At 67.3% G+C, this 14129-nt stretch carries 12 protein-coding genes and 1 tRNA gene; 5 read left to right on the top strand and 8 right to left on the bottom strand.

The window, feature by feature from the left end:
- Nucleotides 1-85 precede the first annotated feature (85 nt).
- Nucleotides 86-1783 carry an alkaline phosphatase family protein gene (locus tag B4A39_RS04460; protein WP_292033774.1) on the bottom strand — a complete coding sequence of 566 codons (1698 nt, stop codon included), beginning with the start codon at nt 1781-1783 and terminating at the stop codon, nt 86-88.
- 259 nt (nt 1784-2042) lie between these two features.
- On the opposite strand from B4A39_RS04460, the gene B4A39_RS04455 reads away from it, so the two are divergent.
- The gene (locus B4A39_RS04455; protein ID WP_292033743.1) at nt 2043-5315 is read left to right on the top strand and encodes a TonB-dependent receptor domain-containing protein; all 3273 of its coding nucleotides are present in this window, start codon (nt 2043-2045) and stop codon (nt 5313-5315) included.
- Nucleotides 5316-5470: 155 nt separating this feature from the next.
- Here B4A39_RS04455 and B4A39_RS04450 read toward each other — a convergent pair.
- The 7 genes from B4A39_RS04450 to B4A39_RS04420 form a co-directional block, all read right to left on the bottom strand.
- A tRNA-Leu gene (locus tag B4A39_RS04450) sits at nt 5471-5555 on the bottom strand.
- An 11-nt stretch (nt 5556-5566) separates the two neighbouring features.
- Nucleotides 5567-7003 (bottom strand): M28 family peptidase, encoded by a 1437-nt coding sequence (locus B4A39_RS04445; RefSeq protein WP_292033742.1) that lies wholly within the window; start codon nt 7001-7003, stop codon nt 5567-5569.
- Between the two features lie 82 nt (nt 7004-7085).
- On the bottom strand, nt 7086-7325 hold the full coding sequence (locus tag B4A39_RS04440; protein ID WP_105564633.1) for a DUF3297 family protein: 240 nt from the start codon (nt 7323-7325) through the stop codon (nt 7086-7088).
- 78 nt (nt 7326-7403) lie between these two features.
- Nucleotides 7404-8363 (bottom strand): MotE family protein, encoded by a 960-nt coding sequence (locus B4A39_RS04435; protein ID WP_292033737.1) that lies wholly within the window; start codon nt 8361-8363, stop codon nt 7404-7406.
- Nucleotides 8364-8474: 111 nt separating this feature from the next.
- Nucleotides 8475-9059: a DUF6468 domain-containing protein gene (locus tag B4A39_RS04430; RefSeq protein WP_292033735.1), complete on the bottom strand. Its 585-nt coding sequence runs from the start codon at nt 9057-9059 to the stop codon at nt 8475-8477.
- A gap of 1 nt (nt 9060) precedes the next feature.
- The gene (gene fliM / locus B4A39_RS04425; protein WP_292033733.1) at nt 9061-10128 is read right to left on the bottom strand and encodes a flagellar motor switch protein FliM; all 1068 of its coding nucleotides are present in this window, start codon (nt 10126-10128) and stop codon (nt 9061-9063) included.
- 2 nt (nt 10129-10130) lie between these two features.
- On the bottom strand, nt 10131-10790 hold the full coding sequence (locus tag B4A39_RS04420; protein WP_292033731.1) for a flagellar basal body-associated FliL family protein: 660 nt from the start codon (nt 10788-10790) through the stop codon (nt 10131-10133).
- Between the two features lie 179 nt (nt 10791-10969).
- Between B4A39_RS04420 and flgF the strand changes: the two genes are divergently transcribed.
- The 4 genes from flgF to flgH are packed head-to-tail and all read left to right on the top strand — an operon-like array spanning nt 10970 to nt 14041.
- Nucleotides 10970-11707 carry a flagellar basal-body rod protein FlgF gene (gene flgF / locus B4A39_RS04415; RefSeq protein ID WP_292033730.1) on the top strand — a complete coding sequence of 246 codons (738 nt, stop codon included), beginning with the start codon at nt 10970-10972 and terminating at the stop codon, nt 11705-11707.
- Nucleotides 11708-11723: 16 nt separating this feature from the next.
- Entirely contained in the window at nt 11724-12512 is a 789-nt protein-coding gene (gene flgG, locus B4A39_RS04410) for a flagellar basal-body rod protein FlgG (RefSeq protein ID WP_292033728.1), read from the top strand.
- Between the two features lie 9 nt (nt 12513-12521).
- Nucleotides 12522-13307 carry a flagellar basal body P-ring formation chaperone FlgA gene (gene flgA, locus B4A39_RS04405; protein WP_292033773.1) on the top strand — a complete coding sequence of 262 codons (786 nt, stop codon included), beginning with the start codon at nt 12522-12524 and terminating at the stop codon, nt 13305-13307.
- Nucleotides 13308-13318: 11 nt separating this feature from the next.
- The gene (gene flgH, locus B4A39_RS04400) at nt 13319-14041 is read left to right on the top strand and encodes a flagellar basal body L-ring protein FlgH (protein ID WP_292033725.1); all 723 of its coding nucleotides are present in this window, start codon (nt 13319-13321) and stop codon (nt 14039-14041) included.
- The last annotated feature ends 88 nt before the right edge of the window (nt 14042-14129 follow it).

Below are 14129 nucleotides of genomic sequence, written 5' to 3'. Positions count from 1 at the left end.
TGCACCCTTGTGCCAACGAAAAGCCGGGGACGTAAGACCACGCCCCCGGCCCGAAACACGAGTTTATGAGCCGTGAAACACGACGTTACGGCTTTTGGCCCTCGCAACGCCCCGTCGCGAACTGCGGCAGGTCCATGCAGCGGCCGTCCACGGCGTCGGTCGGCTTGACCCCGATCAGGTGAGCCAGGGTCGGCGCGATGTCGATGGTGCGCATCGGCAGGAAGCGCTCCTGCCCCTCCGCGCCCGGCCACCAGAAGATGATCGGCACGCGACGGTCATAGTCCCAGGGCGAGCCGTGGCTGGAGATGGTCGCCCCGACGCGCCCGGAACCGGTCAGGCCGGGCTGATAGGCGCGCATGATGTCGGGCGAGCGCTCGGCCACCGCCGACAGACGCAGGCGCTGGCGCAGGCTCAGGTTCTCGGGATTGTCCGAGGCCGGCAGCGGCTCGGCCAGCAGTTCGTCGCGCGACACGGCCAGGGCCACCTGCGGCTCGGCGTTCAACAGCTCGACCGCCGCCGCCACAACCTGGCTGCGCAGCGGCTCGGCCAGCGACTTCCTGTCCCCGTCGACCACGATCAGACCGCCCGCCGAAGACACCAGAGGATTGGCGGTCAGGTTGAAGCGGGCCTTCAGGGCGTCATTGACGCGCGGCGTCAGGTTGCGATCCACCCGCCCCGCCGCCGGATAGCCCTCGACCGAGGAGCGCTCGGGGAAGTCTGAACCGCCATGGTCGGCGGTCAGCACCACGACAGCCCCGCCCGGGATGGTCGACAGCTTGTCGAGGAAGACGCCCAGAGCCGCGTCGAGACGCAGCATCTGCTCGCACATCTCGGGGCCCTGCGTGCCATAGCCGTGACCGATCCGGTCGGTGGCCGACAGGCTGACGCCCAGCATGTCGGTGACGCCGCGACGGCCCAGTTGCTGATTATCGAGCAGCTCGGCGGCGCCCTCCAGCGTCAGCTCATCCAGGATCGGCGAGCTGTCGAGGCTGAAGTTCGACGGCGGCACGGTGGAGTTGAAGGTCTGGCCGCCGATGACCCACTGGCCCTCCAGACGGCGGCAGGCGTCGTGGCTATAGGTCCAGGTCGGCGCCTGACGCGTGAAGCGGTCGATCATCCGCGCATTGATCGCCGCCACCGGCGCCAGCTTCGCCTCGGCCGACTGGCCCGGCTCGACATAGGTGGTGAAGCCGAAACCCTCGGTCAGCCAGAAGGCGCCGTCGGCCTTGTGCCCGGCCAGGTTGATGGCCCCGCGATCCTTGCCCGAAATACCGAAAACGCGGCTCTGCGGACTGACCGCCTTCAGCCAGTCGCCCAGCGTCGTGGCCTTCAACTGGTCCGGGCCGACCGGGCCGTTGTCGGTGTTCTTGCCGTGCGCCAGCGTGTTCTGCGGCGCCGCCAGGCAATAGGTCTCTTCGCCCGTCGTGGTGTCGATCCAGTCGTTGGCGGGAATGCCGCTGTGCGCGGGGTGCATGCCGGTCAGCACGGTCGAGTGTCCGGCGCAGGTCACGGTGACGCCGTGGGTCTGATAGCCGTTGATCGACACCATGCCCTGATCGGCCAGGGTCTTCAGCCCGCCGGTGAACTGGCCGCGATATTGGTTGAACAGGTTGGCGCTGAACTGATCGATCACCAGGGTCACGACCAGAGCCGGGGCCGCGCGCTCGGCGGCGGCTACGGGCGCCGCGACAGGCTGGGCCGCCTGCTGGGCCATGGCCGGAAGAGCCGCGCCAGCCAGAAGGGCGAACGCCAGGGTCGGAGCCAGAACGCGGCTGAAAATCATCTTGAACACCGATGAGGCTTAAGTCGTGCCGGGTGATTACCGTCAACACGTTGCTGAAGCGACAGCGATTTGGTTCTGGCGCAAAAAACCCTTCGGCTCCTTCTGACTGTCGCGAAAGCGCGACCAAAACGCCGCAGTTCACCCCCATTCGCGCCACAAGTTCGTCACGGTTCTTGCCAGTTCACGAAATGGTCATATGAAAAAGGTGCGGCGAAAGGACGCCGTTCACCCAGAGGATCCTCTGGGACGGGAAAACAGAATGACCACCACAAAAACACGTCTGCTGGGCTCCACCTTGATCGCCGGCATGGCTGCCGTCGCCGTGATCAGCGCTACGCCTGCAGCGGCCATGGCCCAGGAAGACCAGGCCACCAACATCGGCGAAGTCGTCGTCACGGGGTCGCGCATTCGCCGCAACCCGACCAACTCGCCCACTCCCCTGATCCAGATCGGTCAGGAAGAACTGCTGCAGTCAGGTGAAGTCAACGTCATCGACTTCCTGGCCGACATCCCGGCCCTATCGACCTCTCAGGTGCCGGAAGACACCACGGGCTCGAACCTGAACGACGGCGGCCTGTCGCTGCTGAGTCTGCGCGCGCTCGGCGCCGTCCGGACCCTGGTACTGGTCGACGGTCGTCGTCACGTCGGCTCGAGCCCCGGCTCGCTGGCGGTCGACGTCGACACCATCCCGCGCCTTCTGGTCGCCAACACCGAGGTCATCACTGGCGGGGCCGCAGCCGTCTACGGGGCCGACGCCGTCTCGGGCGTGGTCAACTTCATTCTGCGCAAGGACTTCGACGGCCTGGAGATCGACGCCTCGATCGCCGAGATCAACCAGGACCACCAACTGAGCGAGCGTCTCTCCGTGCTGTGGGGTCAGAACGCTATGGACGGCCGCCTGAACTACTATGTGTCGGGTGAGTATCAGCGAAACGACGAGGTGCTGGATTCTGATGTCGACTGGCGACGCGAGTCCTGGGCCCTGATCGGCAACGACGCAGACCCGGCTTCAGCCCCTTCGGACGGAATTCCAGATCAGGTCCTGATCCGCGACGCCCGCACCTACATCCGCGGCACCAACTTCGGCGGCGTGACCATCCTGTCGACGGGGGTAAAGCCCAGCCCCTCCAATGATCCGGACGTGCCATTCCAGACTTGCTCGGCCACAACCTTCTCGGCCAACTGTTTCTCGCTGGCGCCGTCGAACCGCTTGGACAACTCTTACCTTTATAATGATCAAGGCCAGTCGCGCCCGGTCACCTTTGGCTCGATTCGCCAGGGCACAGGCTTCAGCCGCACCACCAGCAATGGCGGCGAAGGCCAAGTTTCGAACACCGAGCAGGGCCAGGCCAGCCGTCTTCCGGAATCGAAGAACTATCGCTTCCAGACTGGTCTGAACTTCGACATCACCGATCGGGTCAGCCTGTTCGCCGAAGCAAAGTATGTCGAGGAAGAGACCTACGACGCGGGCCAACGGGTCTTCCACGACTTCAACATCCGTAACCTTGCCGCCAACACCGTAGGGGCCATCACCTCGACCTCGGCCTTCGAGATCGGCCTGGACAACGCCTATCTTCCATCTGACGTACGCCAGGCGATCGCCAACAACCGCCGCGACATCTTCAACTCGGCAGGCGTGGTCACGAGCACCGTCGCCGACGCCCGCGCCCAGCACAAACTATATGGCCCGGCCCGCAACCAGCAGAACACACGCGACCTGCAGCGATACGTCGTCGGCCTGCGCGGCGACGTCGGCGATGTCGGCTTCGTTAAGGATGTCAACTGGGAAGCCGGCTACACGTACGGCGAGATGAACAACTCAAACCGCGAACTGGGCGTGGACGTCGTCCGCTATCAGGCCGCAGCCGACGCGGTCATCGACGTCGCAGGCAAGGTTCACGGCAAGCCGGGCGAGATCGTCTGCCGCGTGCAATTGATGAAGGCCAATGGAGTCGCCGTTCCAGACGCTGTGATCAACGTCAACGGCGTGCCCACCACCTTCTCGCGACAAGGGGCTGTGATCGACGACTGTTCGCCGGTCCGCGTCTTTGGACCGAACGGCTTCACCCAGCAAGGCCTGAACTATCTGCAGGCCGCCGTTACGGTGACCGATCAGAACAAGCAGCACGACTTCATGGCCTACACCTCAGGTAAACTGTGGGACTTCTGGGGCGCTGGCCCGATCGGCGCGTCGATCGGCTATGAGTACCGCAAGGAAATCACCAGCGGCACGGGCCGCGACCGCGACACCGCCGGCCGCTTCCTGTTCCTGAACTCCGGCCCCGACTTCGAAGAAGCGAGCTACGACACCAACGACGTCTTCGCAGAGGTCAGCGTCCCGCTGTTCCGCGACAGCTTCTTGGGCCAGTCTGCCGAGATCAGCGGCGCCTATCGCTTCTCGGACTACTCGCACGTCGGTCAGCAGGAAACCTACAGCGCCCAGTTCCAGTGGCGCCCGGTCGATCAGTTCATGTTCCGCGCCACGACCGCCACGGCGATCCGCGTGCCGAACTTGGGTGAAACCAACGAACCCTTGGGCCAAACCTTCGCCAATGGTTTCAGCGACCCCTGCTCGGCCACCGTCATCAACAACCTGGCTGACCGTTCTATCGCCGCCAACCGGATCGCCAACTGCGGCGCCCTGGCCACCGCCGCAGGCCTGAACCTGAACTTCGCCGACGCCTCCGCTTCCAACGCCTATCTGCCCAACTACGGCAGCGGCTCAGTGTCGGGCCTGGCAGGCGGCAACCCCTTCCTGAAGCCCGAAACCTCGGAAAGCTTCACAGTAGGCGGCGTCTGGACGCCGGACTTCCTGCTGCCCAATCTCTCCGTCGTGCTCGACTACTATGATATTGAGATCAACGATGCGATCGCCTCGGTGACCGCCCAGAACGCCGCTAACCAGTGCGTCAGCGGCGACTCGGTCAACACCGGCGCCTGCGCCACCCAGACCCGGGACGCCACGTCCTTCCAGGTCACGAGTTTCATCCAAGGCTCGCTGAACTATGCAGCACTGACGGCCAAGGGCGTCGACTTCACGGTCGCCTACCGTACCGACATGCCGGAGTTCTTCGGTCGCAACTGGGGCACGTTCAGCCACTCGATCCGCGGCAACTGGCTTATCCAGCAGCATGACTTCGTCAATATCGAAGACCCGTCTGACTCGTCCGACTTTGAGGACACGGTCGGCATGCCGCGTGTGCGCTTCCTGTCGACTGTCACCTGGGCGCCGGTCGACACCCTGGCCTTCACCTGGGATTGGGACTGGCAAGCCAGCCAGGAAATTTTCGATGTGGACAACCTGGTCGCCAACCCCGACCTCTACGAAACCGCCAAGTACCTGGAAACCGGCGACTTCTCGCAGCACGACTTCTCGGTGCGCTGGGCGGCTCGCGACAACCTGACGGTTCGTGCGGGCGTCGTGAACGCCTTCGACGCCGAGCCGGCGCGTTGGCTGGGCAATACGACGGCGGACAACTTCGATCTGTTCGGTCGTCGCTTCTTCCTGAGCCTGAACTACCGCCCGTTCTAAGGCTCCAGGCCTGAACGGAAAGGGCGGCGGACTTCGGTCCGCCGCCCTTTTGCTGTCCGAAAGACAGCGAAGACGACAGCGCCTCGCCGCTCACCCGCCCTCGGAGCGGCAACAGATCGCCGGCCTCACAGCTGACAACGGTCCATTGTGGGGTTTGGTGCGAGCGGCGGGGGTCGAACCCGCAAGACCGAAGTCGGCAGATTTTAAGTCTGCTGCGTCTACCAGTTTCGCCACGCTCGCGGCCTCAGCCGTTAAGGCCGGGCTTGTGTAGCCGCCGAACGCAGGGCGCGGAAGTCCACATCGGAATCCGCGATCAGCCGGACCAGGGCGGCCCAGGCGGCGACGTTCTGGGTCATCTGAGCCGGATCGATCTTGTCCAGGGTGTCGTCGGCCGTGTGGTGCAGGTCGAAGTAGCGCGTGCCGTCCTGCGCCAGACCGAAGACCGGCACACCGGCCCCGGCCAGCGGACCGATGTCTACGCCGCCGTGCAGTTCCGGCTCGCTCGACGGCAGGACGCCGATCGGGCGCAGCACGCTGGCGGCGATTTTGGCGAAGTCCGAACCCTGCGCGCCGGGCGGCAGACCCAGGGCGTAGATGCGGTCAGCGCCGAAGTCGCTTTCCCCCGCGATTATATGCTGTTCGACGCCCGTCGCGCCGATGTTGCGCAGATAGGCGCCGCCGCCGTTGCCGGTGTCGGTCGGCTGGGCCACCTCTTCCGATCCGTACAGGACCACGCGCACGGTGCGGCCCGGACGGCCCTGCTCGGCGATCAGCTTGGCCGCCGCCAGGGTGATGCCCCCGCCCGCAGCGTCGTCGATGGCCCCGGTGCCGAGGTCCCAGCTGTCCATGTGCGAGCCCAGGACGATGATCTCGTCCGGCCGCGTCGCACCGACGATGTCGCCGATCACGTTCTGGCTGTGGGTCTGATAGGTGTGGGCGGTGGATTTCAGACGCAGCCGAACCGGCTCGCCCATCTTCACCAGTCGCGCGATCTGATCCGCGTCGGGCGCGCTCAGGGCAAACGACGGCAGCGGCACCTTGCCCTCGACATAGCGGGTGGTGCCGGTGTGCGGCATGCGGTGTTCGTCCGAACCGGCAGAACGCATGACGAAGGCCACGGCGCCGCGCTTGGCGGCCTCGGTCGGCCCCACGCCGCGAATGCGTGACAGCGAGCCATAGCCAGAGCCGTCCTGCATCCGCACCATCTGGCCGCCGTCCACCACAGCGATCTTGCCGCTCAGCGACCCGACCGGCGCCGCCAGCAGGGCGTCCAGCCCGTCGAAGAAGACGATGTCGGCCTCGATGCCGTTGGCGGGGGTGGCGATGGAATGGCCCAGGGCGGCGGCGACCAGTTTCTGCGGCCGGGCGCCCAGCAGTTCCGCGCTCTCCTCGCCCCGCTCCCAGCCGACCAGCGGAAACTGCTCGATGCGGACGTTCTGGAAGCCGTGAGCGCGCATGTAATCGGCGGCCCAGTCGGCGGCCGCCTGTTCCGAGCGCGAACCCGCCGGGCGCGCGCCGAAGCGAGTGGTGACCTGGGTGACGTAGTCGAGGGCGATGTTGGCTTGCAGCGCCTGATCGCGCACCTGCTCGGCGGCGCGAATGGTCTTGGCGTCCTGGGCCAGAACCGGCGTGGCGATCAGGCCGAGCGCCACTGCGCTGGCGGCCATCAGACGGACGTTGAACGACATGAAGCGCCTCCCGGACTCACTGGATGAGGCGGGACCCTAGCGGTTGGGACCTGCGACCGAAAGCCTCAGGTCCCCGCCAATATCACTCGCCCTTGAGGAAGGGCTCGACCGGACCTTGCAGCTTGACGGTCAGGGCCTTGCCGCGGCGGTCGACGCGATTGCCGACGGCCAGGCGGACCCAGCCTTCCGAGACGCAATATTCCTCGACGTTGGTCTTTTCCTCGCCTTTGAACAGGATGCCGATGCCGCGCGCCAGCAGGTCGGCGTCGTGGAAGGGGCTGTCGGGATCGACCGAAAGGCGGTCAGGCAGGGCGTCGGACATGGGATGGTCTCGCGAAAATCGAAGCGCGCTGAATAGCGGCGTGCGGGCCTTATGCCAACCGCGCGTTCCTCGACGCCGTCACTGGACCGACTGGCGCGCCTGGGCCGGCGCCGCTGCTGCTGCGTCGCCGCCCGGGGCGTAGGGACGCGGGCCGGTCTCGGCCGGGGCGGCGGTCGGAGCGGCCGGACGCGCGGCGGGGCGGGGCGCGGGACGCTGCGCCGCCGGGCGAGGCGTCGGACGGCGCGCGGGCTGGGCCGCCGGTTGTGCAGCGGGGGTCGCTGCAGGCGTGGTCGTAGCGGGCTGGGCCGCGCGCGTCGGCGCCGGCGCAGCGGCCGGCGCGGCCGCAGGAACCGCAGTCGGAGTCGCAGGCGTCGCGCCCGCCGTCGCGGCGGCGGCGCGGGCGGCGAACTGCTGCGACTGGAAGCGCTTGGCCAGCTTCTCGGTCAGCTCGCGGGCGGCGGGGGCCGGCATCTGGGCCATGATGGCGGCCAGGGTGCGGGGGCGCATGGCCGCGGCGACGGGCAGGCGCACGCTGTCGTCCAGGGTGTTGAACACCGCCGCCGCCTCCTTGGGCCGCATGGCGGAATAGACGGCGACCAGACGGTCGGTCTCGGCCTTTTCCTTCTCGTCCACCTGACCGACCAGGGCGGAGATCTCGCCCTTCAGCGCTTCCAGCGCCTGCAGCTTGGCGTCCAGCTTCTGCTCGGCGGCGACCATCAGCGGCAGGGTGGTGGCGAAGTCGGCGTCGCGCGCGTCCAGGGCGTCGCGGCGCTTTGACAGGGACTGGATGATGCGCAGCTCAGCCGGCGAAATGCCCGCCTGTTGCGCCAGCTGTTCCGGCGTCAGGGCGCAGACGGCGGCGACGGGCTTGGCGGCGGCGGCCGCGCCCCCCTCGCCCGGCGTTTCGGCGGTCACGGCCTCCTGGGCCCAGGCCGTCGCGCCCTGGAACAGCTCCGGAGCCACGCCCGCCGCGCGCACGGCCACGACCCCGCCGATGGCGATGGCGATCAGGGGCAGAAGGCGGGGCAACTTGCTCATCGGTCAACTCGGTAAGGCGGTTCAAACGCCGCACAGGCATAGGGGCCGCATAAACACTTTCCCCTCAAGTCGTCCGAGGCCGCGCCTCGGACATAGGGGCTCTAAAAAGAATCATGCAGCGAAAAGATCTTCGTCCAGGCTACGACGGGCGCGGTTTAGGCTCTGTTGCGCAGCATGGTTAGCGGCCAGGGCCTGACGCACCGGCGCGAAGGTTTCAGCCGGCGCCGTCGCAGCGGAGGCGGGACGCGCCGCCGGGGCCTTCATCACGGCGCGGGCGCCCTCGATGCGCTCCATCAACGAGGCCATGCGGCGAGCGCGCGCTTCGTCGTCCAGCAGGGGCGCGACCGCCGAGGCGGGCGTCGTCAGCTCCAGCGGCGCCTCCGCAGGCGCTTCAGGCTGGGCCGTGCGCGAAGGCAGGCCGGCCGGCGCCCGTGCGATCAGAACCTCCAGCTCCTGCTTCACGGCGCGGGCCTTGATGATGCGGTCGTGCAGCAGGTCGGTTTCATGCCCCGAGGCGCGCAGCGTCGCCAGGGCCTGTTCGGCGCGTCCGGCCGCGGCGTTCAGTTCGGTCACGGCGCCGGCGAAGGCCAGCTGCCCGTCGCGCAGGGCCTTGAGCTTCTTCTCCAGCTTGATGCCGTAGCCGATGGCCGCGACCAGCAGCAGCATGAGGATGGAATCCAGGATGATGCCGGTCATTTCAGCGTTTCCCTCGGCTCAGATTGGCGGCGATGTCCGGATTGACCGGCCCCTCGACCCGCACGGCGATATGCTGGCCCTTGCGGCCCATCCTGCCGGTCGTCAGCGGGATCGACCCCGCGCGCACCGACACCTCGGAGTCCGGCGTCACATTGAGCATCAGCGTGTCGCCAACCTTGAAGTCCAGCACCTTGGACAGGGGCATCTGCTGCTCGTCCAGCACGCAGCGAACCTCGGTTTCCGTGGTCCACAACTCGGTGGCCAGGTGGCCTTCCCAGATGTTGTCGCGGCCGAATTTCTCACCCATGAACTGCTGCAGCAGCATCTTGCGGATGGGCTCCAGCGTCGAATAGGGCAGCAGCAGTTCGACCCGGCCGCCGCGATCTTCCATGTCGATGCGCAGCTTGACCAGGATGGCGGCGTTGGCCGGGCGCGCGATGGCGGCGAAGCGCGGATTGGTCTCCAGCCGGTCCAGGGTGAAATGCACCGGGGTCAGCGGCTCGAAGGCGGCGCGGGCGTCGTTCAGGATGACTTCGATCATCCGCTGCACCAGCACCCGCTCGATGGTGGTGTAGGGCCGTCCCTCAATGCGCAGCGCCGCCGTGCCGCGGCGCCCGCCCAGCAGAACGTCGACGATCGAGTAGATCAGATTGCTGTCGACCGTCAGCAGGCCGTAGTTGTCCAGTTCCTCGGCCCGGAACACCGCCAGAATGGCCGGCAGGGGAATGGAGTTCAGGTAGTCGCCGAAGCGGATCGAGCTGATGGTGTCCAGCGACACCTCGACGTTGTCCGAGGTGAAGTTGCGCAGGGACGTCGTCATCAACCGCACCAGGCGGTCGAACACGATCTCGAGCATCGGCAGACGCTCGTAGGACACCAGGGCCGAGTTGATGATAGCGCGGATGCCGCTCCGTTCGGAGTCGTCGCCGTCGCCCATGTCGAAGCCCAGCAGGCTGTCGATCTCGTCCTGGTTCAGCACGCGTTCCGACAGGGCTGCGCCCATGTCCGCGCCCATGTCGGCGCCGCCGAAGGGGTCCAGTTCGTTCTCGGCTGCCAGGGTGTCGGTCATGCCTAGGACACCAGCATTTCTTCGATCAGCACGGCGTCCACCTTGCCCGGCGCCGCGATCAGATTGACCCGGCGCAGGATTTCGGCGCGCAGCTGATAGGAACCGGCCGAACCGGCCAGATCCTCGGGACGCAGTTCACGCAGGAAGCCCTGGAACATGTCCTGCATCCGCGGGGCTTCGCCTTGCAGATGGGTCGCCAGATCGGCGTCCTTCATCTCCAGCGTCAGCTTCAGCTTCAGATAGGTCGGGCGTCCGTCAGCCGACTGAATGTTCACGATCAGATCCGGCAGGGTGTAGAAGGTGACGCCGTCCGGGCCTGCTGCGATCGTGCCCGCCGCAGGATCAGCCTCGCCGCCTTCCGCGCCGCCGTGGCCCCCGCCCTTCTTCTCTTCCTTCTTGCCGTGACCGTCGTCCTTCTTTTCGGCCGCGCCGTGTTCGCCGGCCGCTTCGGCCTCGGCTGGCTTCGGCTTCATCAGCAGGAAGGCCGCCGCGCCGCCCCCGCCCAGCACCACCAGGGCCGCCGGGATGATGATGAACAGTAGGGGCAGCTTCTTCTTGGCGGGCGCGCCTTCGCCGCCCTCGCCGTCCGCCACCGCAGGCAGGTTGGCGTCGTCGCCTTCCGGCGCCGCGTCTTTCTTCTTGCCCAGCTTCAGCTTCAGCATCCGCACGTCGCCCCGATCATCACAATCATCCTGATGGGGCGATTTTGGTTAACGAGGCGTTTACGATCGGCAAATCCTGCCGGGCGCCAACGGGGCCAGATCGGCTCAAACGCCCGCCATTGCTGGATTAACCCTGTTGGCACGGTCGTTGCGACGAGAGGGGCGAAGGAGCCGCACTCGTGGAAAACGCCGCCTACATCGGATTGTCCCGTCAGATGACGCTTCGCCGCGAGCTCGACATCGTGGCGAACAACGTCGCCAACGCCGACACCACCGGCTTCAAGGTCGAACAACTGATGGTCGGGGCCGAAGTCGGCCAGCGCGCCCGCAACGACAACATCCGCCCCTCGGCCAGCTTCGTGCTGGACAAGGGCGTCGGCCGCGACTTCGGCCAGGGCACGCTGAAACAGACCGGCCGACCGCTGGACTTCGCCATCGAGGGCGAGGGCGCCTTCTTCACCGTCCAGAGCGGCGCGGGCGAGGCCTATACCCGCGACGGCGCCTTCACCACCAACGCCGAGGGCGTCCTGACCACCAAGCAGGGTCTGCCGGTCCTGGGCGACGGCGCGCCGATCACCCTGGACCCCGAGCGCGGTCCCGTGAGCGTGGCCCAGGACGGCACCATCAGCCAGGAAGGTCAGCCCGTCGGCCGCCTGAACGCGGTCCGCTTCGACGCCCTGGGCGCCCTGCAAAAGAGCGGCGACGGCCTCTATCGCAATGTTTCCAACGCCCAGCCCCAGGATGCTCCCGACGTGCAGGTCCGCCAGGGGATGCTGGAAAGCTCCAACGTCAACACCCTGCAAGAGATCACCAATCTGATCGAGATCAGCCGCGCCTACGAGCGCGTCTCCAAGATGATCGAAAACGCAAACGACCTGTCACGCCGCTCGGTCGAGCGGCTGGGCCGGGTCGGCTAGTAAGGAAGCCTGAACGATGCGCGCTCTCAGAACCGCCACCTCCGGCATGCTGGCCCAACAGCTGAACGTCGAGGTCATCTCCAACAACATCGCCAACATGAACACGGTCGGCTTCAAGCGTCAGCGGGCCGAGTTCCAGGACCTGCTGTACCAGAACGTCGAACGCATGGGCGCGCAGTCATCGACCCAGGGCACCGTCGTTCCGACCGGCATCCAGATCGGCGCCGGCGTCAAGGCCGGCAGCGTCTATCGCGTCACCGAGCAGGGCTCCCCCACCCGCACCGGCAATGACTACGACGTCGCCATCGACGGCAAGGGCTACTTCCAGATCACCCTGCCCTCGGGCGAAATGGCCTACACCCGCGCCGGCAACTTCGCCGTGAACGGCGAGGGTCAGCTGGTCACCGACGACGGCTATGCGGTCGAGCCGGCCATCAACATCCCCCAGGACATGGTGGACATCTCCATCTCCAAGTCGGGTCAGGTTCAGGTCACGACCCAGGGTCAGACCGAACCCCAGGTGGTGGGCCAGCTGGAGCTGGCGACATTCTTCAACGAGGCGGGCCTCGAAGCCATCGGCGACAACCTGCTGCTCGAGACCGCCGCCTCTGGCGCCGCCACCATCGGCGCGCCGAACGAGCCCGGCTTCGGCCAGCTCCTGCACCGCTACACCGAAGCCTCGAACGTCGACGCGGTCAGCGAGATCACCAATCTGATCGTGGCCCAGCGCGCCTATGAGATGAACTCCAAGGTCATCACGACCGCCGACGAAATGCTGTCCGTCTCGGCCCAGGTGAAGAGCTAGGTCATGACCATGATCCGCAACCTGACCCCAGCCCTGACCCTGGCCCTGACCCTGGTCGCCGTCGCGACCCCGGCCCTGGCCGGCCCGGTCAGCCTCCTGCCCGACCCGACCGACGACGACGGCCGCGTCACCCTGGGCGAGTTGTTCGACGACGCAGGCGCCGCCGCCCACGTCGTGGTCGGCCAGCGCCTCGGCGCCACCGCCGTCTTCGAGGCCAGCCAGATCCAGGCCGCCGCCCGCCGCGCCGGCCTGGAATGGGCCAACCCGCAGGGCCTGCGCCGCATCGTCGTCCGTGAAGGCGGCGCCCTGCCTGCGGAGGCCTCGGCCCGCCCGGCCGCCGCCACCGTGGCCTCGCGCCCCGGCGCCACGGTCGAGGTCCTGACCTACGCCCGCAGCCTGGCCGCCGGCGATGTCGTGCAGCCGGAAGACGTCATCTGGTCCACGGTTCAGGCCCATCAGGCCCCGGCCGGCGGCCCGCAGGACGCCGATCAGGTCGTCGGTCTGTCGGCCCGACGCGCCCTGCGCGCCGGCGCTCCCGTGGCCAGCCGCGACCTGGCTTCGCCCCAGGTCATCGCTCGCAACGACATGGTCGAGGTCGCCTACATCGCCGGCGGCGTCGAACTGACCGTCACCGGCAAGGCCACGCGCAACGCTTCGGCAGGCGAGGCAGTGCCGATCCTGAACGTCCAGTCCGGCCGCACCATCGACGCCGTCGCCGTGGCCCCCGGCCGCGCCGTCGCCGGCCCCTCCGCCCAGACCGCCCGCGCCAATCCGCAACAGTTCGCCGCTCGCTGAGAGATCCCGTCATGCGTAAAGTCCTGATCCTCGCCGCCGCCGCTTCCGCCCTCAGCCTGGGCGCCTGCTCCACCATCACCGAAACGGTGAAAGGCCCCGAACTGGCTCCCATCGGCTATCCGGCCGCGTTGGTCCCTGTCGAACAGGCCTATCTGCCCACCCCCACCGCCGCCTCGGCCAACAGCCTGTGGCGCACTGGGGCGCGCTCCTTCTTCGGCGATCAGCGCGCACGGCGCGTCGGCGACATCCTGACCGTCAACATCGACATCAACGACCGCGCCCAGACCCAGAACTCGACCAACCGCTCGCGTTCCAACAGCGCCTCGGGCGGCGTCACCCACTTCTTCGGCCTGGAGAACAGCCTAGGACGCGCCTTCCCGGGCGGCTTCGACCCGGCCAACATGGTCGGCACGGAAGGCGAGGCCAACGCCGCCGGATCGGGCAGCGTCAACCGCTCGGAACGTGTCAGCCTGACCGTGGCCGCGGTCGTCACCGCCGTCATGCCCAACGGCAACATGGTCATCCAGGGTCGGCAAGAAGTGCGCACCAACCGCGAGGTCCGCGAACTGACCGTCGCCGGCATCGTGCGCCCCGAGGACATCTCCTCGGCCAACACCATCGCCCACACCCAGATCGCCGAGGCCCGCATCAGCTACGGCGGTCGCGGCGACATCAGCCGGATGCAGACCACGCCCGCCGCCCAGTCGCTGGTCGAACGCTTCAGCCCCTTCTGACCCGCGTTCGGCGAGCGTGATATTCCGGTGACTCCCCGTCCCGGAGTCGCTTTCGGTCAAGCGGAGCGGTGAACCCTTAACAAGCGAC

It is taken from the genome of Brevundimonas sp. UBA4553, assembly GCF_002387245.1.
In the GTDB taxonomy this organism is placed as follows: Bacteria; Pseudomonadota; Alphaproteobacteria; order Caulobacterales; family Caulobacteraceae; genus Brevundimonas.
The sequence above is the reverse complement of the archived record's forward strand: the minus strand, read 5'-3'. Positions and strand labels throughout refer to the sequence as shown.